Origin of the sequence: Liquorilactobacillus satsumensis, assembly GCF_964065465.1 — a bacterium.
GTDB lineage: Bacteria > Bacillota > Bacilli > Lactobacillales > Lactobacillaceae > Liquorilactobacillus > Liquorilactobacillus satsumensis.
The window spans coordinates 1454378-1479640 of sequence record NZ_OZ061606.1 but is presented as its reverse complement, the minus strand read 5'-3'; the positions used below and the strand labels follow the sequence as shown (position 1 = coordinate 1479640).

The 25263-nt window shown below is 42.1% G+C and carries 16 protein-coding genes, 2 rRNA genes and 1 other annotated feature; of the genes, 3 read left to right on the top strand and 15 right to left on the bottom strand.

Features of this window, described 5'->3' with window-relative positions:
• Positions 1-71: 71 nt before the first annotated feature.
• The 9 genes from AB3Y88_RS06745 to AB3Y88_RS06705 form a co-directional block, all read right to left on the bottom strand.
• Positions 72-2989 (bottom strand): 23S ribosomal RNA (locus tag AB3Y88_RS06745).
• 205 nt (positions 2990-3194) lie between these two features.
• Positions 3195-4755: ribosomal RNA gene (locus tag AB3Y88_RS06740) — 16S ribosomal RNA — on the bottom strand.
• The 16S and 23S rRNA genes sit together here, the layout of an rRNA operon.
• A gap of 483 nt (positions 4756-5238) precedes the next feature.
• Positions 5239-5616, bottom strand: a complete 378-nt coding sequence (locus AB3Y88_RS06735; RefSeq protein WP_228889902.1) for a DUF956 family protein — start codon at positions 5614-5616, stop codon at positions 5239-5241.
• 187 nt (positions 5617-5803) lie between these two features.
• Positions 5804-6718, bottom strand: coding sequence for a PTS system mannose/fructose/sorbose family transporter subunit IID (locus AB3Y88_RS06730; protein ID WP_056959583.1), 915 nt, complete (start codon positions 6716-6718; stop codon positions 5804-5806).
• 21 nt (positions 6719-6739) lie between these two features.
• Complete coding sequence (locus AB3Y88_RS06725) at positions 6740-7546, bottom strand: PTS mannose/fructose/sorbose transporter subunit IIC (protein ID WP_056959581.1); 807 nt, start codon at positions 7544-7546, stop codon at positions 6740-6742.
• Between the two features lie 38 nt (positions 7547-7584).
• Positions 7585-8583, bottom strand: a complete 999-nt coding sequence (locus AB3Y88_RS06720) for a mannose/fructose/sorbose PTS transporter subunit IIA (RefSeq protein WP_056959578.1) — start codon at positions 8581-8583, stop codon at positions 7585-7587.
• A gap of 137 nt (positions 8584-8720) precedes the next feature.
• Positions 8721-9218 (bottom strand): PTS sugar transporter subunit IIB, encoded by a 498-nt coding sequence (locus AB3Y88_RS06715; protein ID WP_082610383.1) that lies wholly within the window; start codon positions 9216-9218, stop codon positions 8721-8723.
• Positions 9219-9537: 319 nt separating this feature from the next.
• Positions 9538-12387, bottom strand: coding sequence for a sigma 54-interacting transcriptional regulator (locus tag AB3Y88_RS06710; protein ID WP_228889900.1), 2850 nt, complete (start codon positions 12385-12387; stop codon positions 9538-9540).
• A gap of 662 nt (positions 12388-13049) precedes the next feature.
• Positions 13050-14687 carry a peptide ABC transporter substrate-binding protein gene (locus AB3Y88_RS06705; RefSeq protein WP_228889897.1) on the bottom strand — a complete coding sequence of 546 codons (1638 nt, stop codon included), beginning with the start codon at positions 14685-14687 and terminating at the stop codon, positions 13050-13052.
• A gap of 426 nt (positions 14688-15113) precedes the next feature.
• On the opposite strand from AB3Y88_RS06705, the gene AB3Y88_RS06700 reads away from it, so the two are divergent.
• Entirely contained in the window at positions 15114-15545 is a 432-nt protein-coding gene (locus AB3Y88_RS06700; RefSeq protein WP_054757943.1) for an Hsp20/alpha crystallin family protein, read from the top strand.
• Positions 15546-15921: 376 nt separating this feature from the next.
• Here AB3Y88_RS06700 and AB3Y88_RS06695 read toward each other — a convergent pair whose 3' ends face one another.
• From AB3Y88_RS06695 to AB3Y88_RS06680, 4 genes are all read right to left on the bottom strand, one after another.
• Positions 15922-17067, bottom strand: a complete 1146-nt coding sequence (locus AB3Y88_RS06695; RefSeq protein WP_228889894.1) for an ArgE/DapE family deacylase — start codon at positions 17065-17067, stop codon at positions 15922-15924.
• A gap of 52 nt (positions 17068-17119) precedes the next feature.
• Positions 17120-17821: a methionine ABC transporter permease gene (locus AB3Y88_RS06690; protein ID WP_054757941.1), complete on the bottom strand. Its 702-nt coding sequence runs from the start codon at positions 17819-17821 to the stop codon at positions 17120-17122.
• Entirely contained in the window at positions 17814-18887 is a 1074-nt protein-coding gene (locus AB3Y88_RS06685) for a methionine ABC transporter ATP-binding protein (RefSeq protein ID WP_228889892.1), read from the bottom strand. The genes AB3Y88_RS06690 and AB3Y88_RS06685 overlap by 8 nt, the downstream gene beginning before the upstream one ends.
• A gap of 73 nt (positions 18888-18960) precedes the next feature.
• A complete protein-coding gene (locus tag AB3Y88_RS06680) occupies positions 18961-19803 on the bottom strand; it encodes a MetQ/NlpA family ABC transporter substrate-binding protein (protein ID WP_056959589.1) in 843 nt (280 codons plus the stop codon).
• Between the two features lie 144 nt (positions 19804-19947).
• Positions 19948-20185, bottom strand: a binding site (T-box leader).
• A gap of 661 nt (positions 20186-20846) precedes the next feature.
• Between AB3Y88_RS06680 and AB3Y88_RS06675 the strand changes: the two genes are divergently transcribed.
• Positions 20847-21782 (top strand): DMT family transporter, encoded by a 936-nt coding sequence (locus AB3Y88_RS06675; protein ID WP_054757414.1) that lies wholly within the window; start codon positions 20847-20849, stop codon positions 21780-21782.
• Positions 21783-21804: 22 nt separating this feature from the next.
• Positions 21805-22665, top strand: a complete 861-nt coding sequence (locus AB3Y88_RS06670; protein ID WP_056959566.1) for an NAD(P)-dependent oxidoreductase — start codon at positions 21805-21807, stop codon at positions 22663-22665.
• 391 nt (positions 22666-23056) lie between these two features.
• Here AB3Y88_RS06670 and AB3Y88_RS06665 read toward each other — a convergent pair whose 3' ends face one another.
• Entirely contained in the window at positions 23057-24268 is a 1212-nt protein-coding gene (locus AB3Y88_RS06665; protein WP_056959564.1) for an NAD(P)/FAD-dependent oxidoreductase, read from the bottom strand.
• A 29-nt stretch (positions 24269-24297) separates the two neighbouring features.
• Positions 24298-25203, bottom strand: coding sequence for a prenyltransferase (locus tag AB3Y88_RS06660; protein WP_056959562.1), 906 nt, complete (start codon positions 25201-25203; stop codon positions 24298-24300).
• Positions 25204-25263: the final 60 nt, after the last annotated feature.

Genomic DNA, 25263 nt, shown 5'->3' with positions numbered 1-25263 from the left:
AACTTGTTCCCTCAAAACTAGCTAATATTTCTTCTGCTTTGCGTTAACTTCCAAAAACTCCGTTTTTTCTTTTGGTTAAGTCCTCGACCGATTAGTTTTGGTCCGCTCCATACATCACTGTACTTCCACTTCCAACCTATCTACCTGATCTTCTCTCAGGGGTCTTACTTTCCGAAGAAATGGGAAATCTTATCTCGAGGTGAGTTTCGCACTTAGATGCTTTCAGCGTTTATCTCATCCACACGTAGCTACCCAGCGATGCTCCTGGCGGAACAACTGGTACACCAGCGGTGTGTCCATCCCGGTCCTCTCGTACTAAGGACAGATCCTCTCAAATTTCCTACGCCCGCGACGGATAGGGACCGAACTGTCTCACGACGTTCTGAACCCAGCTCGCGTACCGCTTTAATGGGCGAACAGCCCAACCCTTGGGACCGACTACAGCCCCAGGATGCGATGAGCCGACATCGAGGTGCCAAACCTCCCCGTCGATGTGGACTCTTGGGGGAGATAAGCCTGTTATCCCCAGGGTAGCTTTTATCCGTTGAGCGATGGCCCTTCCATGCGGAACCACCGGATCACTAAGCCCGACTTTCGTCCCTGCTCGACTTGTCTGTCTCGCAGTCAAGCTCCCTTGTGCCTTTACACTCTGCGAATGATTTCCAACCATTCTGAGGGAACCTTTGGGCGCCTCCGTTACCTTTTAGGAGGCGACCGCCCCAGTCAAACTGCCCACCTGACACTGTCTCCCGCCACGCTTAGTGGCGCGGGTTAGAGTGTTCATACAACGAGGGTAGTATCCCACCAATGCCTCTGTCGAAACTAGCGTCCCGACTTCTATGGCTCCTACCTATCCTGTACAAGTTGTACAAACACCCAATATCAAGCTACAGTAAAGCTCCATGGGGTCTTTCCGTCCTGTCGCGGGTAACCCGCATCTTCACGGGTATTATAATTTCACCGAGTCTCTCGTTGAGACAGTGCCCAGATCGTTACGCCTTTCGTGCGGGTCGGAACTTACCCGACAAGGAATTTCGCTACCTTAGGACCGTTATAGTTACGGCCGCCGTTTACTGGGGCTTCAATTCTGAGCTTCGCCGAAGCTAACCCATCCTCTTAACCTTCCAGCACCGGGCAGGCGTCAGCCCCTATACGTCATCTTACGATTTTGCAGAAACCTGTGTTTTTGATAAACAGTCGCCTGGGCCTATTCACTGCGGCTGAGCTTACGCTCAGCACCCCTTCTCCCGAAGTTACGGGGTCATTTTGCCGAGTTCCTTAACGAGAGTTCTCTCGCTCACCTGAGGATACTCTCCTCGACTACCTGTGTCGGTTTGCGGTACGGGTAGTTATACTCTTACTAGAAGCTTTTCTCGGCAGTGTGACATCAGAATCTTCGCTACTATAATTTCGCTCCCCGTCACAGCTTGTCCTCAGTTACAAGCATTTAACTCGTAACCAAACTTGCTGCTTGGGCACACATTTCCATCAGTGTGCATTCCTAGCCTCCTGCGTCCCTCCATCGTTCAAACAAATATAACTAGTACAGGAATCTCAACCTGTTATCCATCGCCTACGCCTTGCGGCCTCAGCTTAGGTCCCGACTAACCCTGGGAGGACGAGCCTTCCCCAGGAAACCTTAGTCATTCGGTGGACAGGATTCTCACCTATCTTGCGCTACTCATACCGGCATTCTCACTTCTAAGCGCTCCACCAGTCCTTCCGGTCTGGCTTCTTCGCCCTTAGAACGCTCTCCTACCACGCAACCTCACGGTTGCATCCACAATTTCGGTAATATGTTTAGCCCCGGTACATTTTCGGCGCAGGGTCACTCGACTAGTGAGCTATTACGCACTCTTTAAATGGTGGCTGCTTCTGAGCCAACATCCTAGTTGTCTGTGCAACTCCACATCCTTTTCCACTTAACATATATTTAGGGACCTTAATTGGTGGTCTGGGCTGTTTCCCTTTCGACTACGGATCTTATCACTCGCAGTCTGACTCCCGGATAAAGATCAGTGGCATTCGGAGTTTATCTGAATTCAGTAACCCAAGACGGGCCCCTAGTTCAAACAGTGCTCTACCTCCACGATCCTAATTTCCGAGGCTAGCCCTAAAGCTATTTCGGAGAGAACCAGCTATCTCCAAGTTCGTTTGGAATTTCTCCGCTACCCACACCTCATCTCAGCATTTTTCAACATACATGAGTTCGGTCCTCCAGTGCGTTTTACCGCACCTTCAACCTGGACATGGGTAGGTCACCTGGTTTCGGGTCTATGTCTGCCTACTCAAACGCCCTCTTCAGACTCGCTTTCGCTACGGCTCCACCCTTGACGGCTTAACCTTGCAGACAAACATAACTCGCCGGTTCATTCTACAAAAGGCACGCTATCACCCATTAACGGGCTCTAACTACTTGTAGGCACATGGTTTCAGGAACTGTTTCACTCCCCTTCCGGGGTGCTTTTCACCTTTCCCTCACGGTACTGGTTCACTATCGGTCACTAGGGAGTATTTAGCCTTGGGAGATGGTCCTCCCGGATTCCGACGGAATTTCACGTGTTCCGCCGTACTCAGGATCCTGAACTGAGAGTGGCCGCTTTTACCTACAGGGCTTTCACCTTCTCTGGCTGACCTTCCCAGGTCATACGGTTAACGTCCACTTTGGTAACTCAAATGTTCAGTCCTACAACCCCAGAAAGCAAGCTTTCTGGTTTGGGCTGTTCCCCGTTCGCTCGCCGCTACTGAGGGAATCGATTTTTCTTTCTCTTCCTGCAGGTACTTAGATGTTTCAGTTCCCTGCGTGTTCCTCTGACTGATCTATGAATTCGATCAGCAGTAATAGTTGATTAAAACTATTGGGTTGCCCCATTCGGAAATCTCCGGCTCATAGCTTACTTACAGCTCCCCGGAGCATATCGGCGTTAGTCCCGTCCTTCATCGGCTCCTAGTACCAAGGCATCCACCATGCGCCCTTAATAACTTAACCTAACTTTACCTGCGGTAAAGCGGCTATGAGTTTTACGTTAAAGAACTAAATCTTGTTTCAAAACTCGTTTAAAACGCGGTGTTCTCGGTTTGTTAATTTAAATCAGAAAAAATATTATCTAGTTTTCAAAGAACAAGTTTGAGAGTAAACCTCTCAAAACTAAACAAAGTTTCGACGAATGTGCAGTTTCCGTAATTATCCTTAGAAAGGAGGTGATCCAGCCGCAGGTTCTCCTACGGCTACCTTGTTACGACTTCACCCCAATCATCTGTCCCACCTTAGACGGCTGGCTCCTAAAAGGTTACCGCACCGGCTTTGGGTGTTACAAACTCTCATGGTGTGACGGGCGGTGTGTACAAGGCCCGGGAACGTATTCACCGCGGCATGCTGATCCGCGATTACTAGCGATTCCGACTTCATGTAGGCGAGTTGCAGCCTACAATCCGAACTGAGAACGGTTTTAAGAGATTAGCTAAACCTCGCGGTCTTGCGACTCGTTGTACCGTCCATTGTAGCACGTGTGTAGCCCAGGTCATAAGGGGCATGATGATTTGACGTCATCCCCACCTTCCTCCGGTTTGTCACCGGCAGTCTCACTAGAGTGCCCAACTAAATGCTGGCAACTAGTAATAAGGGTTGCGCTCGTTGCGGGACTTAACCCAACATCTCACGACACGAGCTGACGACAACCATGCACCACCTGTCATTTTGTCCCCGAAGGGAACGCCTGATCTCTCAGGTTAGCAAAAGATGTCAAGACCTGGTAAGGTTCTTCGCGTTGCTTCGAATTAAACCACATGCTCCACCGCTTGTGCGGGCCCCCGTCAATTCCTTTGAGTTTCAACCTTGCGGTCGTACTCCCCAGGCGGAATGCTTAATGCGTTAGCTGCAGCACTGAAGGGCGGAAACCCTCCAACACTTAGCATTCATCGTTTACAGCGTGGACTACCAGGGTATCTAATCCTGTTTGCTACCCACGCTTTCGAACCTCAGCGTCAGTTACAGACCAGAGAGCCGCTTTCGCCACTGGTGTTCTTCCATATATCTACGCATTTCACCGCTACACATGGAGTTCCACTCTCCTCTTCTGCACTCAAGTCTCCCAGTTTCCAATGCACGACTTCGGTTAAGCCGAAGGCTTTCACATCAGACTTAAAAGACCGCCTGCGTTCCCTTTACGCCCAATAAATCCGGACAACGCTTGCCACCTACGTATTACCGCGGCTGCTGGCACGTAGTTAGCCGTGGCTTTCTGGTTAGATACCGTCACTGCATGAACAGTTACTCTCACACACGTTCTTCTCTAACAACAGAGTTTTACGATCCGAAAACCTTCTTCACTCACGCGGCGTTGCTCCATCAGACTTGCGTCCATTGTGGAAGATTCCCTACTGCTGCCTCCCGTAGGAGTTTGGGCCGTGTCTCAGTCCCAATGTGGCCGATCAACCTCTCAGTTCGGCTACGTATCACTGCCTTGGTAAGCCATTACCTTACCAACTAGCTAATACGCCGCGGGTCCATCCAAAAGTGATAGCCGAAACCATCTTTTAAACAAAAACCAGGCGGTTTTTGTTGTTATGCGGTATTAGCACCTGTTTCCAAGTGTTATCCCCCTCTTTTGGGCAGGTTACCCACGTGTTACTCACCCGTTCGCCACTCAGTTTCTTCGGTGAGTGCAAGCACTCGGTGAAGAAACTGCGTACGACTTGCATGTATTAGGCACGCCGCCAGCGTTCGTCCTGAGCCAGGATCAAACTCTCATTTTAAAAGTTTGTGACTCATTAATTTAATACTAGCGAAATTGACTTCGCAAATGTTTGCTCTTGCACTGCAAGAGCCCTACACATTTGATTTGTCGAAACTTTGTTCAGTTTTCAAAGGTCTACTTAATTGCTTAACGCAACTTTTATAATATATCATTTTAAAAGCTACATGTCAACAAAAACTTTCAAAAAATAAAATTCGAAGTGAAAAGCACTTCTCCAAAAACTCCTAAATGCCTTTGCTACTCAAACAAGCAACGAAGATAACTATACACTCCTCTAAAAATGAAGTCAAGGGAAATTTCTAAAAAATAAATTACCGCAGCATAATTCTTAACAAGCACTAAAAGATGCCACAGTAATGAGTATCCGATTCCACGCTAAAAGCTAAGGGGACTGGGTCAAAATCCAACTTTGACCCAACCCCTTAACCTTTAATCTATAAACCACGTATGGCATACTTCAGCCACTTTCTTTGCTTAAACCTTAACGCTTTTTGCTGAAGCGTCCCTTTAATCCTCGTTTTATAACCTGAAAAAAAGTCAACGAGTGTACCATGTGCTCTGAACTAACATACTTGTTAATCGCTCGTAGGACTTCTTTAGGATCTTTGGAAGCAAATGTATACATCCCATTTTTCTTAGTTTTTATCCCATATCTTGGAATCCAGCGACCTTTAAACATAACAGAGGCTGCAACATAATCAATCTCTTCCCACGGAATTTGAATATACTTACGCACATCACGCTTATCAAAGAATTCAAACCCCTTATTTCCAATCATTATTTTCCCATAATTAGCAATTCCCATGAAAGAAGTTCCATCCTTCACTAAATCAACTTTTGAATTTATCGATTGTACCATTGTTCTCCCCCCTATCGCGGCAAATTCTATCACTAACTATATTTTACCAAAAAAAGATATCGATGCTACTTTATTAAAAGTAATCGCTTAAGAGCCTAATTTAAACAGCTTGGATTCTTAAAATAAAACTACGGGATTAAGACAAATTCTAATTGCCCTAGCCCCGTAGTAAACCTGAATTTTTAAATTACAAAATACCAATTACATGGCCTAATACACCAACCACGAAAATTCCTAAAATGATAACAATTGGTGAAACTTTTTTCTTTAATAACCACATGCATAAGAAGGTCAGTAACAATGCTGCCAATCCTGGAATTAATGAATTAAGGTTATCCTGCAGCGTCGTTACTTTGTTGGCCGTCAAGGATAAACCATCTTTTTGCTGAAGCAAGGCTTCTTTGATCCCAGCAGCTCCACTTGGCAACTTGTCCCACTCAATATAGGCACCTTTTGAGAGTTTAACCGAGGAAACTGTTGGTGTAAATTTAATCGTTACCCAACGTTCGATTAACGACCCTAACACGAACATCCCCATGATAGAAGCGAGACTCGTTACATATTGTAACAATCCACCAGAAAGATCATCGGTGATCTTGGAACCAGCACGATAGCCAAACTCCTGTGTGTACCACATGAATCCCCAACGAATTAAGTTCCATGCGATAAAGAAAATGATTGGTCCTAAAACATTTCCAGACATCGCTAATGATGCTCCTAGGGCTCCTAAAATTGGTCGTACGGTAAACCAGAACACTGGATCACCAACACCAGCCAGTGGCCCCATCATCCCAACTTTAACACCTTGAACTGCGGTATCATCAATTGGCGCTCCGTTTGCACGTTCCTCTTCCAATGCTAACGTAACCCCTAGTACGGGAGATGCTAGATATGGATGGGTATTGAAAAACTCCATATGGCGTTTCAAAGCCGCTGAACGGGCTTCTTTTGTCTTATATAATTTTTTAATTGCTGGAATTAAAGCGTAACACCAGCCGCCGTTTTGCATACGTTCATAGTTCCAAGAACCTTGAAGGAAAGTAGAACGCCAAGCAACGGCTAAACGATCTCTTTTAGTTAAATGAATCTTTTCTTCTGCCATCTGATTATTCCTCCTTCATCCTTAATAGTCGTTTAGAACATCATCGAGCGGGTCACCGGTATTGCTGTTGCCGCCGTTGCCACCGTTGTTGCTTCCACCTTTTTTAAGCTCAAGGTAAATGAGACCAAATGAAATTCCTAAAGCACCTAAAGCAATCAAAGTAAGGTCAGTTACCGCTGCAATTACAAAACCAATTGCGAAGAACGGCCAAACTTCACGGCTAGCCATCATGTTGATAACCATTGCATACCCAACGGCAACAACCATGCCACCACCGATGGTCATGCCTTCTGTCAACCAAGCAGGCATTGACTCCAAAACTCCTCTTACGACTCCACTCGGAATAAAGAGTAACGCTGCAGCAGGAATTGTAATTCGCAGACCCTGCATACAAATCGCAATAACTTGCCAAATTTCAATTTTTCTGAAGCTTCCTTCTTCTGCAGCCTTATCCATAATATGCACAATCGGCACAGCTAACGTACGTGCAATCATCGTTAAGAACAAACCAGCAACGGCCAAAGGAATCGCAACAGCAATCGCAGTTCCTACGCCTTTTACACCTTGTCCACCTTGAACTAAAATAATAGCTGATGCGACTGAAGCTAAGGCAGCATCGGGAGCCACAGCAGCCCCGATATTCGCCCAGCCTAAGGCAATAAATTGCAACTGTCCACCTAAAATAACACACGGAATCAAGTTACCAGTTACAAGCCCAATTAAAGTACATGCTACTAAAGGTTGATGGAACTGAAATTCATCTAGGATACCTTCCATCCCCGCAAAAAACGCGACGATGACTACTAAAATCATCGATATAATAGACATGATAATCCTCCTTTTTTATATCAGAATAAAATTTTTATTTATTGTTTTACAGCAGCCAACTCGGCCTTTGCTTTTCTTATAAGTTCGTCAATGTTCCCACCAGAATCATTTGGAACCTTCCGCACATCAATCTTAATTCCATGCTTTTTGAGTTTTTCAAAGGCTTCGACATCAGCTTCATTCATTGAAAGGACTTTATTAACAACTACTTTGCCAACCGAATGTGCCATCGATCCAAGGTTAACATCTTTAATCTCAACCCCTGCTTCTACTACACGCAAAACATCTTCTGGATTTTCAAATAATAGCAATGCTTTTGTCTTGCCAAAACGTGGATCCTTAGTAACTTCGATTAATTTTTTGATTGGAATAACATTTGCCTTTACACCAGGAGGAGCTGCCTGCACAATCAAATTCTTACGCAGTTCATCTTTAGAAACAGCATCCGAAACCACAATAATTCGATTAGGCTGGGTCGATTTTGTCCACGAGGTTGCAACTTGTCCATGCAACAGACGCGAATCTACTCTGACAAGCGCAAACTTGATCTTTCCGTCACCAACTACTGTACCCGGAGGCAAAGTTCCTTTCGGTTGCCCATCTCGTTTTGGAGCAGCAGCACTTGCTGTTTTAGGCTGCAAAGATTCAGGTTTAACCTTGACTCCATCTTTTGCGGTTGCAATAATATGCGCAGCAATTTTTTGTGCCGAGTTCATCGACAAACGCGAAGCATATGCTTCAATGACCATTGGCAAATTCATGCCAGCAACAATTGCCCACTTGTCTTTGTGAGCTTCAAGCAATCCATTGGCCTGATTGAAGGGTGTTCCGCCCCACAGGTCAATTAAGAACAATACCTCATCTTGGTCGTCAAATGATGCAATTGCTTTTTCCATCTTTGCTTTGACATCATCAGGGCCTTCATTTGGCATTAAGGTAACTGCCTTAACATTTTCCTGTTCACCAAAGATCATTGATCCTGATTGGAAAATGCCTTCAGCAAAACCACCGTGGCTTGCTAAGATAATTCCTACCATGTTTAATACCTCCTAAAAATTATTTCCCATAGTTGCTTGGGAGTTATAAAGCACTACATACCGTTTTGCCAAAGCGTCTGGCTCAGGTAGCAAATCGCTATCTGCGTCCCCCACCACCTTTCAAGTTGAAGCACCCGTCAAACTAGCTTCTTGTCCTTCAGGAATTTCCAGAGATTTTTTGAATTATCACCTGAAACCTTACGCACATCTAATTGGACTCCATGTGCATATAACCAAGAAAATGCTGCAAGATCATCTTGTCCAACCGCAATCGTATCAGTTACCATCACTTTGGTGCTATCAAAGCTCATCGCTCCAATATTCACCTGCTCAATTCGGATTCCCCCAGCAATTAAACGTTGTGCATCCCTAGGGTTTTCGACTAACAACAATGCGCGAAAGGAAAGGATTCGCGGATCATGGTAAAGCTCAACCATTTTCGCGACGGGTAATACATTAACCCTAATTCCCGGAGGAGCAGCTTGGACAAGCAGCGTTTTACGAATGCGGTTACAAGCAACCGTATCAGAAACCACTAAGATGCGATCAACTTTCGTTACCTTTGCCCAATTCGTAGCAACCTGACCATGCAACAAGCGACTATCAATTCTTAATAAACGTACGTCTATTGTCAATTAGATCACCAAAATTTCCTTGAAGATTAGTTCCAAAGCATTTAAAGTAGTGAGAATGTCAACAGTCGCCAATCTTTTAATAGCACTGTTGCAACCAGCACACCTCACTTTAGGATAAGCAAGTAGCGTGCCAACTTCTGTGTATCGCTTTCAAACACTATTAAATCAAGCTTTAGAAAAAATTAAGAAGCGATACACTTAACTAAAAGTAAGTGTATCGCTTCTGTATCATCAGCCCTTGATGATCTGTATTAAGCAGCACGCATCTCCAGTGCATAGAATTCTAAAACACAGTTTGCCGTTAGACCGCACCCCAACTCTAGTCTGCAATCTTTTGCTGCTCTGTTTTAAACAGCTCCAGAATATAGTAAATTTCATCTTCCGGTAATGTAATATTTAACTTTTTTTGCACAAGTTTATTTGCTTCTTCAAGCAAAGGATATAATTTCTCGCGTTTCATCTGTGATAACAGTTCTGGTCTGACCTTCATTGAAGAACGGGTTAAGAAACGCTCCAGTGCACCACCCAAATGCAAGATTAGGTTAATCCGAAAAGCGTTTGACATTATATTGTTGGTTTTGTCATTAATAAAATCACAGTACTTCCACAAAACTTGAATTATTTTTCCCGGATTTAAGAAAGTAAAATACTCAGCAAGGTACTTCTGTCCGGTTTCTTCCGTCAACGCCTTTGAATGCTTCAAGAAGGTATTATTGGTTTCTTGTCCTTCATCTAGCTGTTCAATCAGGTTCACAAAGTTTTCCGCCCCACCTTGGAATAAAGTTTTTAATGAAACAAAAGGGGCCGCTACTTTAGGCTTAACAACCCCTGTTGTAGCTACAATCAGATATTTCTCCTGAATTTTTTTAATTTGTTCATCCATTTTGACTAAAGAAATCGGAATCACGGTAATATCGTTAATTAAATTATCTAACAGGATTTTATCAAGCAGTTCCTTAATCTTACGCGCAGTTCCTTCACCTGTTGCACAAATCGCCACAATTGCTTTCTTTTGTTTAGTAGCTGATTTTGTAATAAGCGTTTGCTTTTCTTTCAGCTTTTCACCAGAATGTGAATAACCGACAAATTCGCGTAAATCCCGGTAAACAGTTGCCAGATTACTATCAATCAAGGTCGTTTTGCGTGCCGCCTCCAAGACCATTGCAGTCGTGACCATATCAATCGTTTTAACCTTAACACCAGTTTTTTCAGTGAGTTTTGCGCTGAAAGTACTCAAAGAACCCATATCAACCAGCAGCAATACCCCATTGCCACGATCAATCTTCTTTACCCTAGTAGCGATTCCATCAAGTGCAACTTTAGGATTCATCTCGAGTGGCATGTCGTAGTAAGTAATATTATCAACTGAAAGTAACTGCGAAACTACCTGTGCCATTGAAGAAGCCGTGCTGTTACCATGCGCCGCCACCACAATCCCCACTCTGCCGTTTTTGGGATCAGAATGTACTGAAACCAACAGAATCGCCATATAATAGCTTTCTGAATCAGGAATTGGAAAACGATAATGAGCAGCAATCATTTCTTTAACTCTCTTGGCAAGTGCTAATTCAGTTGGAAAATCATGTGCCATTGAAACCAAGTCTGTCGAGATTTTTCTTGATGGTTTGCCTGATTGAACTCTTTTTATAAATGAACTAATATGCAGACTCATTGCATAGATAAAGTTGTCCCGCACTAGAAAGCCTTCTTGCTCCTGTAGAAAATGGCGAATTTTTTTGGTTAGATCAATCACTTCGCGATCCACTATTTCATTCAACCGGTTCTCAGTCTTGCCCAGCTTACCTCTTTGATAGAACGACTTCATATGCAAATTAATGTCTGTCATTATGAAATTGTTAATTGAAGTCTGGTCCAAACCCTCATCCTTCAACAGGGCTGCTTTGTCGCCAATAATGTCATACAGGTTGTATGGTAATTCATAACTGTCAACTTCTGGTAGTCCACGTTTAGCATCCGGTTTGATAATCATTGTCGTTTCTAGTAGCCTGGTCAGCTTTCCTAGTTCATGCCGGTCGCTGGCTAAATGTGACAATCCATCCTTAATGTTTGGCGGCAACTGCTCAAAACTCAAAGTGATTTCGTCTTCATTTTGCATACTGTTCAAAAAACCCTGGGCACAAACCAGTTGAATGTTAGACTTCAGCTGACCCACATTGCCATAAGTCACACTCCCTAAAAGCGCTTGCACAACATCTTCATTTAATTTAATATTTTTATGAATTCGGTTTGCTTCAAGTGTCAGTAATCTTTCTAAGAGCTGTAGCTTCTCCCGCACCGTCCGTTGTTCAAAAGGCGGCAATTGGATAACAATCGGAATTCGACGAACAAAAGTCTGCAGCAATGAACTTTCTGGATTTTCAGTTGTTGCACAGATTAAACGCACATCCCCATGATGCATTTTGGCAGTTTCTCCTAAGCGGCTATACATCCCATGATCCATAAAATAGAAAATCATTTCCTGCCCTTCAGGCGGCAAGCGATGAACTTCATCAAGAAAAAGCATGCCTCCTTCAGCTTGCTGAATCAGGCCTTCATGATCTTCGTTAGCCCCTGTAAATGCACCTTTGACATAGCCGAATAAATGCGAAAGCAGCAACTGCGGATTATGCGCATAATCAGCACAGTTGAACGTGATTAATTCTTTTTTAGTAATAATGTTCTTATGTGCCGCAAAACGGTGCATTGTATTAGCGAAAAATGTCTTCCCTGAACCTGTTGGTCCAATAATTAAAGTGTTCAGTCCATGCGGCGGATACAAAAGTGCCGCCTTTGCCTGTTCGACTTGATTCTTAAGGCTGTCATGGCTTCCCACTAGATTCTCAAAAGCATTTTCCGTATGCGGCACTGTTAATTTTTGCGCTTTTTCACCTAGACTTGTGTGTGCCGCAAAGCCAATTTTTGTGTCTTCAATTTTCTGCTTTTCAAACGGGTCAAGCAAAACACGCGGTTCGTCCCCCAACCAGTAACGGACTGGCCGACCTGCTCGTTTGCTAACAATACCCGCACGTACAAGCTGATTAAGTTCTTTACTAACATTTGAGCGATAGATATTGAGGGCGCTTGCAATTTCATTTGTCGTAAGCGCTGTCGATTGTTGCACTGCCTTACACTCAGTTAAATATGCAATTATCTTTTCACGGCGTGTCATCTTGAAACGCTCCTTTTTATTTTGTGTATCATTAGTGTATCACTCACAATAATATGTTTCAATTTTTTCTACTTTTTGGGAACACCTAAAAAATATCCAGTCAATGACCAACTGCCACGCAGCGACCGCAAGCTGCAAATGTTGCCCAGCTAGGTTAAGCGTTCACATTTATCCGCAATAAATAAACATAGCAAAGGAAAGTCGGACAAAAGGCGTTTAGTTGGGTGCACGTTTCAGCACTAGCTGTTTGGAAACCAGAAAAGAGAGTGTGCCGTAAGGCGGTAAAATTTGAGTACTAATAAGAAATTGGGAGTGTGACATAAGTCGGGAAAATTTGAGTGCTAACTCGAAATTACGAACATAGCGAGTATTTTGCTATGAGTAATTCGAAGTTAGATGGAGAATTTTGACTTATGGAACACGTTTATACGGAATAAAAGAGGGGCTGTGACAAAATTTAACTTTTGTCACAGCCCCAATTCGAGGTTAGACGAAAAATTTTGACTTATGGAACCATTTATCCGGAATAAGTAAAGGAGCTAGACTAAAATTTCACTTTCAGCCCAGCCCCTCTACTATTTTATTCCAGATAAACGTGTTTCAAATGCCTGCCGCTTTGCACTTAAGGCTTTACTCATTCTTCAAGACTCAGACGCATCACATTATTTTGAGACATAGGCATTCTTAAAGTTGTAATTAACTCCTGCAGAGTTATAGATGACACCCTTGACCTTGGATTTAACCAATGTTGCCTGTGACTGTTGATACAGTGGTGCAACTCCTTGATCTTGCAAGAGGAGTTTTGAAGCAGCACTCATATCTTTCCAACGTTTGCTGGTCGAACCTGCATCTGCTGCTTTGGAAGCCGCAATTAATTTGTCATACTGCGCATTTTTCCATTTTCCGTTATTGTATGAATTATCAGAAGTGAAAAGGTCCAAGAAACTGATTGGATCGGAAAAATCAGCGCCCCAGCCAGAGAGTACAACTTCAAAATCTCCATTTTCAGACTTGCTCAATCGTGTTTTGAAAGGAACATTTGAAACAGAAACTTGCGCATTAGGTAATGTTTCTTCAAGCTGGCTTTGAATGTATTCAGAAACATTCTTCGCAGCATCCGTATCATCTGCAAGCAGCGTAAAACTTAACTTGTTGACGCCCAGTTCTTTAAGTCCTTCTTGCCACAGCTTTTTCGCTTCTGTCTTATTGGCTGTAATTCCAGCAGAAGTGGCAGCGGCCTTAGTGAAATCTTCTCCATTGTAAGAAGCTAACCCTTTAGAAACAATTCCCGGAGCCGCAAATGAACCATCTGCCAGAATCTTTTTAACCAACTGTGTGCGATTAATTGCAAGTGAAATTGCCTGTCTTATTTTCTTATTCTGAAAATTCTTTTGGGTCTGATTAAATTCTAGATAATTGATTCGCGCTTCGCTCCGTGGTGTGAATTCCTTTGAACTTGACAGTTGCTTAGCCTGTTCAGACCCCAAGAGTGTTTCATCCAATTTCCCACTTTGATACAAATTGTAGCTAGTCGTAGTACTCTTATTAACTTGAAAATTCAGCTGTGACAGTTTGACATTTTTCTTATCCCAATAATCATTATTTTTCTTTAAAGTCCAGCTCAAGTTTGAGCCTGTCCATTTTGTCATCGTAAATGGTCCACTATACACCATATATTTTGAAGCTGTGCCATACTTGCTGCCATATTTTTCAACCGCTCCTTGATTTTGCGGGAAGAAAGAAGGAAAGCCCATCAGCAACTTGAAGTATGGGATCTTCTTATCAAGTGTGACCACTAATTTGTAATCACCTTCAGCCTTAATCCCTAAACTAGAAGCTGGCTTTTTCCCAGCAGTAATGTCATCTGCGTTTTGAATCCCACTAAATAAGTATGCATATTGTGAGCCAGTTGCAGGCTTGACTGTCCGTTGCCAAGAATAAACAAAATCCTTCGCAGTCAACTTGTCACCATTACTCCACTTGGCATTTTTGCGGAGCGTAAAGGTATATGTCATTCCGCCATTTGAAACTTTTGTAGCTTTAGCAATTCCAGGCTCGATTTTACTATCCTTCCCTAACCGATAAAGACCTTCCCCAGTGTTATTCAGCATATCAAAGCTGATAGTATCAGTTGCAGTTGAAGGATCCATTGTCGGCAACTCAGAGTTTTCGTTCCAATTAATAACTTGCTTAGCTGCCAAAGTACCACTTGTTCCGGTTGAACTCTTGCCACATGCTACCAATGCCAACGAACAAAAAGCGACCGCAAGCCCGATCCCTATTTTTTTCTTAAACTTCAATAAAAAGCATCCCCTTTTTTCACAACAAAAATCAAAAATAATATCGAGATTAATTTTAAATTAGAAAAAAATTAAAAGCAACCGTTTTCTTTATTTGTTGTGAAAGCAAAGAAAATTTCAAAAAAGACTTACTTTAACTTAGTTAAACATTAAATTAATTAATAATTGTACGTTTTTCAAATTTCGATACAAGTAATCTACCCCTAACTATCTTGTTTATTTCAACTGCAAAAATAGTTTTTGAAAACAAAAATGGCGCCTGCCTTCCGTCGCAGACGCCTCACCGTATAATAGAATCTTAAGCTTAGCATGTTGTTTCAGATTTGTCAATATTATCCAAGGGAACGTGAGTTTGTTTTTCTTGCATTTTAACAAGAGCGCGCTATCATAGAGTTGTAGGAAATAAAAGAAAGGAAGTCTTTGAATATGGCTAATGAATTATCAAACCGGTTCAACAATTGGATGAAACCAGATGACTTTTTCAACAATCTTGGGCGTTCACTTTTTGACTCAGACAGTTTCTTTAATCGTGACCTGAAGACCGACGTCAAGGAAACTGATAAGGAATTTGTAGTTAAGGTTGATATTCCAGGTGTTACTAAGAAAGACATCTCCCTCGCTTATACTGATGGAAAGCTTACTGTAAGTGCAAAACGGGATTCCTTTAAAGACGAAAGTGATAAGGAAGGAAACGTGATCACTAGTGAGCGCAGTTATGGTCGTTTCACACGTCAATATAGCCTGCCAAACGTTGATCAAACTGGAATTACAGCTAAGTATACTGCTGGTGTATTGGAAGTTACTTTGCCTAAATTAAAGAATGTCTCTTCGTCCAAAAATCAAATTGAAATCGAATAAAAAGCGCACATTCGTGTGAACGCTTTTGAATAAAATAGGTGGCTACCCCAAAACATAAATTTAGGGTAGCCACCTATTTTGCAATTTGTTGTTAGTACTCAAAGCCTCCCAGGGAGACTGTCGGCACTTCTTTTTTAACGTGCTCCCACCAGCTCTCCCCCAAGACCTAAGCTCAAATTACGTGTAACCGAGTTCGGGTTACTTTGTAATTTAAGACTTAGGTTCTGGGGGTTAAACGCTGATGGTCGGCACTTCTTTCTTAACGTGCTCCAATCCCCAGCCTTTTGCGTCTAACCTCAAATTGCGCATAGTCACAAACCGCCTATTTTGCAATTTGTTGTTAGTACTCAAAGCCTCCCAGGGACTGTCGGCACTTCTATTTAAAAAAATCAAGTGCAAGCTGCTTATAAGTCTCTATTGTGGCGTTGAAACTTGATAACGTCGTATGTTCATCAACCTGATGCGCACTTTGCCAATTATCCGGTCCTAAAACAATGACCGCCATCGCTTGATTGCTACGGACAAACACGCTTGCATCAGTTGCGCCGTTAATGGTACTCAAGCACGCCGCCCCTGCCGCATAGTTTCTCTGTGCAAGCTGCAGTGCATGCTTGACAAACGGATTCTCCGGCGAAGTTTCCACTGGATAAAAATTATGAAGCAAGCGAAACTCCAACTGTGTATCACCTTTTTTGTTCAACTCGTCAACTTTATTTTTAATTAAAGCAAGTACTTTTGCATTACTGAACTCTGCAGTTGGGCGCACATTTCCAAAAAGAGAGGCATAATCAGGAATAATATTTACCTGTTCCCCGCCCTTGATCAGCGTCACACTATGTTTAACGCTGCCTAAAAAGGGGTCAACTGGTGTCTTATCAAATAAATGTGCTTCTGCATTAATGTATTCTACGAGTCCGTTAATCGCATTGTGTCCAGCTTCTGGAGTGGAACTATGTGCAGCTTTGCCATAACATTTAATCTCATAGTTCAAACTGCCAGAATGGGCATAAACTACTTGTCCGCCGGTAGGTTCTCCCACAACCATTGCTGTAATGTCCTTGGTGATTCCTTGCTCATCAAGTCGATATGCGCCAGGTGTTCCGTATTCCTCACCAGCCGTGGCAACGAATTTGACAGTTCCGCGCGGCTGTTTGCCCTCAGCCACCAATTCAATCAACGTAATGACTTCAGCTGCGAGCCCACTCTTCATATCAGCAGCGCCTCGTCCAAAAAGCTGATCACCACTGATTTGTGCTTCAAAAGGAGGATGTTCCCATTTTTGTGCATTTGAAACCGCAACAGTATCTTGATGCCCAGTAAAACATAACACCCGTTCATCCTTGCCTTGTCCAATCTGCGCCACAAGATTTGCACGGCCGTCACCAAACTGGTCCAGCTGGCTTTCAATGCCATACGCAGCCAATAAGTCTGCAAGGTACTGTGCAACTGCTACCTCATTACCGTTAACCGAATTAATGGTAATCAACTTTTTCAAAATATCTAAGCGTTCTTCTTTATTCATAATTTCATCTTCCCTGCATTTAAAGAAAGTTGGCGCCCATGCACACTAAAATTTATTTTTTCCGATGATTCAAGATTCGTGCTAGGAAATCGCCTGTCACTTGGACAAGCAACACAAAGATCAAAACTAACAAAGTTGCAACCATTGTGGTATCAGTAGCGAAGCGATTATAGCCATACGCAATCGCCATATTACCTAGGCCACCGGCGCCGATTGCACCCGCCATTGCAGTCAGCCCGATTAAACTGATCAAAGTCACAGTTGTTACTCGAACTAATTCTGACCGAGATTCCTTCAGATACACTTCAAAAATAATATCTGTATAGGTAGCTCCTAGTGACTGTGCTGCTTCAACGATCCCACGATCGACACTTTCCAAGGCAACCTGAACCTGACGAGCATAGAACGGAAAAACTCCCAGAGAAAGCGGCACAAGTGCTGCAGTTGTCCCAATCTGTGTTCCTACGATCTTCTGCGTGACAGGTGCAATGAAAGCCAGCAGAATAATGAATGGAATCGCCCTAAAAAACGAAACAATTTTGTCAAAAAAGTTAAAAGCTGTCCGATTGCTAAGAATCCCATTCGAGTCGGTTAAGACTAAGCCGATTCCAAAAATCAAGCCTAGAATTCCACCAAAGAGTGCGGACCAAAAAGTCATATAGATTGTTTCGCCAATTGCTGGCAACCAACCGCCATCACCAGTCCATCCCTGATAAACTACATTAGGAAAATACTTTGCAAAGAACTCAATCATTTGAAAGCTCCTCCTCTCCAATCTGATGCACGACGATTCCCTTTTCTTTAAGGAACGCTATTGCAGCTTGACGATCTTTTTCAATTCCTTTGATAATCACGAATAACGTGCCGACGGGTGTAGCTCCTAAAACTTCAATATTACTGTAGATAATGTTAGCTTCAACATTGAAATCTCGATACAACTTAATCGTGATCGGCTCACTAATTGTGGCACCCGTAAAAATCAGTTGCATAATTTTTTCATTTTCCTGCAATTTAGCTAGATGATAGGTTTTAAGTGTTGCAATTGCTTCTAGCGACCCGCCAACAAATTCCTTAGTCAACTGTTGTTTAGGCTGCGTGAAAATCTCATGCAATGTTCCTTTTTCAATAATCTGTCCTTGCTCCATGACTGCTACACGATTAGCAACTCGCTTGACCGCATCCATCTCATGAGTGATCAAGATGATTGTCACTCCTAATCTCGCATTTAGATTTTTTAAGAGATCAAGAATCTGAATCGTGTTCTTGGGATCCAGTGCGGATGTTGCTTCATCGGAAATCAAAATCTCAGGATCATTAGCTAGGGCACGTGCAATTGCCACACGCTGCTGTTCGCCCCCTGATAATTGGGCCGGATACGACTTGGCCCGCTCACTTAGACCTACTAGTTCAAGCAGCTTCAAGGCTTTTTCAGTGATTTCTTTTTCTTTTAAATTACTGTGTTTTAAGGCAAATTCAACATTTTCCACCGCAGTTTGTTCATTCAGCAGATTAAAGCGCTGAAAGATCATCCCGATTTTCCGTCGTTTTTCCCTTAATTTTTTACTATCAATCACAGTTTCCTTGCCATTTAAATTCTCATAGAAAACATCACCATTAACCTTGACTCTCCCTGCACTTGGCTTTTGTAAAAGGTTAACTACGCGTACGAGCGTTGATTTCCCTGCGCCTGAATAGCCAACAACTCCATAAATATCACCTTTTTCAACGTGCAATGAGACGTCTTTAACAGCTTCAATTTTGCGTTTTTTTTGTTGAAACGTAACATCGATGTTATCCAATTCAATAATGTTTTCTGCCATTTCACACCTCACGACTTTTTAAAGTAAAATACCTAGACACTGCTAATGCGGTTTGTGAACATACTTAATGTTTCTACTTAAGTTTAATATCCCAAGCCGGTAATTCAGATGTCCCATAAGCTTTTTGAATTGCTTTCTTAGTTGCTGCTGTTTGATAGGCTTTAACTACTTCTTTGTAGGCCTTCTTATCTTTGTTCTTCTTGTTAGCAGCAATAATGTTAATCCATTGTTCAGAATCCTTGTTGACCGGTTCAACGTAGATTGCAGATTTATAATTAATTCCAGCCGTTTGCGCATAATTTCCATTAATCACAGCTGCAGAGACATCTGATAACGAACGTGCTGTCTGACTAGCATCAAGTTCTTTGATTTGTAAATTTTTGGGATTCTTTTCAATTGATTTGACAGTCGCCAATTTAGTATTAGGTTTCAAGGTAATCAAGCCCGCATTTTTCAAAACAAACAATGCACGTGATTCGTTAGTTGCGTCATTTGGAACTGCAATTGTATCTCCATTTGCTAACTGATTAATATTCTTGATCTTTTTAGAATAAACACGGATTGGGGTAATAATTGTCTTGCCAATTGACACAATGTTTGTTTTGTTTGCTTTGTTCCAAGCATCTAAAAATGCGTAATGTTGAAATGCGTTCAGATCAACGTTGCCACTGGTTAAAGCTTTATTAGGCTGTGAATAGTCGGTAAATTTTTTGAATTTCAAAGTAATGTTGTACTTATCTTTTGCAGTTTTAGCAACTGTCTTCCAGATTGCGTCATCTTGCTTTGAGCCTGACATAATCCCAACTGTCACCGTCTGCCCCTGACTAGATTTGCCGCCCCCAAAACTAAAATACCCAGCGATAATAACCACTACAATAACAACTAACCAAATAATAAGATTGCGTTTTTTCTTCATGATAACTTCTCCTTTATAATAGCTGACTCCCATTTTTTTACTACTGCTTGTCTGACCTGTTTGTTCTTTTTCTTCTTCTCCTCCTCCAAAAACATTAAACACCATGTTGAATTGCCTACTCTGAGCACAAAAAAAGCACCCATCCCAAAGGACGAATGCGATTCGTGTTACCACCTTAATTTGCAGCACTTTCACAAGGACTGCCTCAACAGGTCACAAAAAAATTGTAAACCCTGCCGCAGTAACGTGCGCAAATCGTCGCCGGCTAAAAAATCACCGGTGCCATTCAGAGCCCATCTTCAGAACACCTGCTTCGCTCCCTCGCACCCACCGGAAGTTCTCTGAGAAGTAGAAATTCGTCTCTGCTCTTCAACATGTTTATCGTTAATTAAAAGTCTATGGCAATCATTGTAATCTAAATAGAATGTTTGTCAAGTAATTTTTATGAACCAGCTTTGTTTTAATGCTTGCTTGTTTGCCACCAAAGCCACTTTTTCTTATTTTTTGCGCCATGCGAAAAAATTGAACAGAACTCACTTCACATCAAAGGGGGCTGTGACAAAAGTTAAATTTTGTCACAGCCCCTCTTTTATTCCGGATAAACGTGTTCCATAAGTCAAAATTTTCCGTCTAACTTCGAATTACTCATAGCAAGGTACTCGCTATGTTCGTAATTTCGAGTTAGTACTCAAATTTTCCCGACTTATGTCACACTCTTTTTCTAGTTATTCTGCATAAACGTGTTCCATAAGTCAAAATTCTCCGTCTAACTTCGAATTACTCATAGCAAGGTACTCGCTATGTTCGTAATTTCGAGTTAGTACTCAAATTTTCCCGACTTATGTCACACTCTCTATCAATTTCACCTGAGCTTGTTAGCTTACAATGTGGGAGGTGTGGTTTGTAGATTTTTAACCTTGCATGTATAGTTAACTGTGCCATCTGGCAAATTTGAGTTTAAATCAAGCCACCCGTTCAGCTATACTTTGCATTTTGAAAATTCAGGTGCTTTTTTATAAATTTTCTAACAAAGGAAGTGCATTATGTTTTTATTTGCTTTAGCAACCGTCATTGGAATTTTTCTTCCGCTCCAAACAGCGATCAACTCACGTTTGCGTAGTGTAGTGCGGTCATCTTTTGCTGCCTCAGCGATCTCCTTTACAACTGGGACTCTTTGTCTGGCTGTCGTGGTTACTTTAAGTCAAGGGTCACTAATCCCGGCACCTGCCTTATTTAGTTCTCAACCTGTTTGGTTGTGGGTCGGCGGCCTTTTAGGTGTAATTTTTCTAACTGGTAACATTTTACTTTTCCCACATTTAGGCGGCGTCCAAACTGTAATCATGCCGATTCTGGGACAAATTATTGCTAGCCTCACAATTGACAACTTCGGTTTGTTCTATTCACAACATCATCCGTTGACACTGACCCGGATCTTGGGAGCCTTAATCGTTGTCTTAGGTGTATTCTTTGCCATTGCCCTACCTGAAATACTGCATAAAAATAAATTAAGTAGTCTTCACCACGAAAATCAGATCTGGCTGTGGCGTTTTTTTGGGATCTTAACCGGTGCACTCAGCGCAACACAAACAGCTATCAATGGGCACTTAGGATCTGTCTTACACTCAGCGCTCAATGCTGCTTTTATTTCATTTTTCGTCGGTTCTCTTTGCCTTTGGTGCATCGTGTTGGGCAGTAGCAGCAAAAAGACGCTGCCGCGCTTGTTCAACGTTCGTTTTCCTTGGTGGGCTTGGTCTGGTGGCTTATTGGGTGCCGCGTTTGTAGCTGGAAATTCATACTTGGTGCCTTTGCTTGGAACCGGAGTAGTTACCCTGATCGTTTTACTAGGAATGATTATTGGAAGCCTAGTAGTTGATCATTTTGGTCTGTTTGAATCACCACGCAGGCCGCTTGAATTTACACAGATCTTCGGAATCGTTATTATGATCATTGGAGTTAGCTTAATCAAGCTGCTTCAGTAATTCTTAGAAGGGGAGTTTAAATATGAAAATCGGTTTTATCGGAACTGGAGTTATGGGAGCCGCAATTGCCGGCCATTTTCTTGCTGCTGGACACTCACTAACTGTTTTCAATCGTACAAAAAGCAAGACTGATAGTCTAGTGGCGCAGGGAGCAACTTGGGCTCCCACCCCCAAAGATGTCGCACAAAAAAGTGAAATTGTTTTTACAATGGTCGGGTTTCCTCAAGATGTAGCGGAAGTTTATTTTGGTGACAATGGTATTTTCAAAGGGTTGGCTCCCGCTGGAATTACTGTCGATATGACAACTAGTCGACCGCGACTTGCGGCTAAAATTGCTGAATATGCGTCTGCTCACAAATTCCATGCACTGGATGCCCCCGTTTCAGGCGGCGATGTCGGCGCACAAAATGCTCAACTGACTATCATGGTAGGCGGGGAAGAAAGTATTTATCAAAAGGTGGCCCCCTTGTTTGATTTAGTCGCCAAAAAAACAAATTATTTTGGCACCGCTGGTAAAGGACAGCATGCTAAAATGGTCAACCAGATTATGATTGCCGGGACTATGACGGGACTGACCGAAATGCTTCTCTATGCGCGCCAAGCCGGTCTCGATGAACAAAAAGTACTGGCAACACTGTCCGCTGGTGGTGCAGATAACTGGAGTATGGAGAATTATGTGCCGCGAATCTTGAAAGATGACTTTACACCTGGTTTCTTTGCCCGTCACTTTCTTAAAGATTTACGGATTGCATTAGAAGAAGCTGACAGCATGGGACTTGATTTAAGAGCAACTGCAACCGCCAAACGTTTATATGAAGTTATGGTAGATGTTAAACATCTGGGAAATCAGGGAACTCAAGGACTAATTAATATTTATAAGTAAATCTTTAGTAGCTTTTTCTAGGCGACTTTTTGTCGATCTTTAATCGATAAGATGTCGCCTAGTTTTATTTGAACTCCTGTTATCGTCGCTTCATTTTTGTGCATGTGTCTTTTTAAAAAAACAGCAGCACAAATTAAATTGTGCACAATATTAAACTGAAAATTTAAGTTTTTTATTTCCTGATTTTTATATATTTATAGAAGCTTTTTAAATTTTAACAGTTTGAATTTCTCTTTTGGGATTGACATTTTGCTCACTATTAAGCAAAATAGTAATATGGTTTTTATGTACATTGCAGTACAGTGCAGTATTCAAAAAATTGCCAAATTAAAAAGCCGCCACAAAATATTAAATTTGCCGCAGCTTTTGATAATTATTTTAAATCTTAATACTAATGGTAAAGATCAAAGCGTCCTTTGGCAAAGACTTCCTTAAAACCACCAGTTTCAAATAATGATTTATCCATGATCGCTTTCTTGAGGAATGAAGCCGGGAAACCTTTGACCGCAGAATGTCCTACCGTGCCAAAGGCATGCGTATTGCCGATTGAGGCAACTGTGCCCAGTGACTTGAAAGTAAAGTCAGCCATTTCACCACCGCCATTTATCTTTGTTAAAATATTCTTAGCAGCATATTCGCCCATTTTAAGTGCAATCTGAGCAGTAGTTGGATATGGACGATTGTTCTCTTTGTTCATTACCGCAGAAACGTCACCCAAAATGGAGACATTTGAGTATTCTGGATCTGTTAGATCCGCAGCAACCATTACACGCCCACGTCTTTGTGAAAAACCAGAAGCATCCATTACGCGACTGCCGCTAACGCCGGTTGTCCAGATAATCGTATTGGCCGCTAATTCTTTAGTGGCACCAGTTTCTTTATCATCTTGATAAACTACAACACCGGGTTTGATTTCCTTGATTGGTTTACCTGTCAGGAATTTAACTCCCCAGTTTTTAAGACTAGTAATCCCGTAATCTGCAAGTTTCTCATCAAACATTGGCAAGAGACGTGTGACTGCTTCTACACAGAAAATTTCAATTTTTTCTTTAGCGACACCTGCAAATTGAGCAAAATCTGCACGTTTGTCAGAAAGTGCCCCCAGCAATTCAACTCCAGTGAACCCTGCACCACAAACAATAATTTTAAGGTCCTCAGCCTTTTTCGTCTGGGCATAGTCTTTCATCTGGGCAATAATATGCTGATAAACTTTCTCAGCAGTTGGCACATCAACCATTTCAAGCGCATTTTCTTCTACGCCTGGAATTCCAAATGATTCTGAACGAAAACCAAGTGAAACAATCAGGTAATCGTAAGATAACTTGTTACCATCTTCAAGTAAAACTTGTTGTTGTTCGCGATCGATCTTCGTAACAGTTGCTTGTACAAAAGTTGTAACCTTTTCTTTAATCACATCTCTAATTGGATATGTAATCTTTTCCTTAGGTTGTGTGCCAGCAGCGACTTCATGCAAATCTGTTGCTTCATAGTGATAATCATTACGATCAATCAACGTAATATGATAATCGCCGTGACCTGCTTGCAAATAGTGTAACGCTCTTAAACCAGCATATCCTGCACCTAAAATAACAATCTCCTTCAATTCTTACATCTCCTCAAAATATTTTTAAATTAACTAAACGGCATATACATTAAAAATGTCACTGCCTGGCTTGCCGCTCCAACCGCAAGAATCTTAACCGCGCAAATAAAAGTTTCCTTCTTAACCTGTTTTTCCAAAAAGAGCTTATTTTGCTTGATGATCAAAGGAAGAACCAGTAAAGAAAATAGGATTGTCCAAGGGGCAATTCCAACCCCCACTGCACAGACGAGAGCGATCACTGCCACCACATTCATTATAACAAATAATCTTACAGAACGCCCCTTTCCGAGATAGTGTACTAGGGTATAACGTTCATTTTTTTCATCTTCTTCCAGATCACAAATATTGTTTGCCAGCATCAGATTTGAAATCCAGAGTGTATTAGGCAGCGAAATTAGTAAAACTCCGCCTAACGACATTAAATTCCACGTAAAAACTTGATAAGTATTAACATACACACAGATTAATGTAATCAAAAAGCCCATTGTCGGACCAGAAAAAACCTCTCCTAACGGTAAACTTGATAACGGATGCCGTCCAGATGAATAAAAGATCCCCACTAAATAACAAATTACACCCATTACTAGTAAAGGCCACCCTGTATAATACACTAAGACTAACCCCATGACAGCAGACACTGCAATCATTGCGCTCAACAACCAAAAAATACCTTTCACGGATAAATTCTCGCGTCCAATAATATTAGTTTTTCGCTTATAATCGTGTCCTGCTTTAGCATGGTGGTAATCATTATAATTATCAAGAATATCAACTGCCATATTGAAAATAAACATCGCAATAAAAAAGACAATGAGCGCAAGCAGATTCAATGTATGGTAATTGTACCAACTGTAACAAGCACCAAGAATAAAGGGGAGCACACTGGCGGTCTTGGCCTTTATTTCAACCAGCTCTAAGAAAACTGGAATTGTCAATTTAAGCACCTCGTTTCTTTATTTATAGCTAAACAGGAATTTATGGTTTAATATAGTGTA

Excerpts from the sequence above, each read along its gene's own strand:
- AB3Y88_RS06735 (WP_228889902.1), bottom strand. The coding sequence starts at position 5,616 with ATGGTACAATCGATAAATTCAAAAGTTGATTTAGTGAAGGATGGAACT.
- AB3Y88_RS06730 (WP_056959583.1), bottom strand. The coding sequence starts at position 6,718 with ATGGCAGAAGAAAAGATTCATTTAACTAAAAGAGATCGTTTAGCCGTT.
- AB3Y88_RS06725 (WP_056959581.1), bottom strand. The coding sequence starts at position 7,546 with ATGTCTATTATATCGATGATTTTAGTAGTCATCGTCGCGTTTTTTGCG.
- AB3Y88_RS06720 (WP_056959578.1), bottom strand. The coding sequence starts at position 8,583 with ATGGTAGGAATTATCTTAGCAAGCCACGGTGGTTTTGCTGAAGGCATT.
- AB3Y88_RS06710 (WP_228889900.1), bottom strand. The coding sequence starts at position 12,387 with ATGACACGCCGTGAAAAGATAATTGCATATTTAACTGAGTGTAAGGCA.
- AB3Y88_RS06700 (WP_054757943.1), top strand. The coding sequence starts at position 15,114 with ATGGCTAATGAATTATCAAACCGGTTCAACAATTGGATGAAACCAGAT.
- AB3Y88_RS06695 (WP_228889894.1), bottom strand. The coding sequence starts at position 17,067 with ATGAATAAAGAAGAACGCTTAGATATTTTGAAAAAGTTGATTACCATT.
- AB3Y88_RS06690 (WP_054757941.1), bottom strand. The coding sequence starts at position 17,821 with ATGATTGAGTTCTTTGCAAAGTATTTTCCTAATGTAGTTTATCAGGGA.
- AB3Y88_RS06685 (WP_228889892.1), bottom strand. The coding sequence starts at position 18,887 with ATGGCAGAAAACATTATTGAATTGGATAACATCGATGTTACGTTTCAA.
- AB3Y88_RS06680 (WP_056959589.1), bottom strand. The coding sequence starts at position 19,803 with ATGAAGAAAAAACGCAATCTTATTATTTGGTTAGTTGTTATTGTAGTG.
- AB3Y88_RS06675 (WP_054757414.1), top strand. The coding sequence starts at position 20,847 with ATGTTTTTATTTGCTTTAGCAACCGTCATTGGAATTTTTCTTCCGCTC.
- AB3Y88_RS06670 (WP_056959566.1), top strand. The coding sequence starts at position 21,805 with ATGAAAATCGGTTTTATCGGAACTGGAGTTATGGGAGCCGCAATTGCC.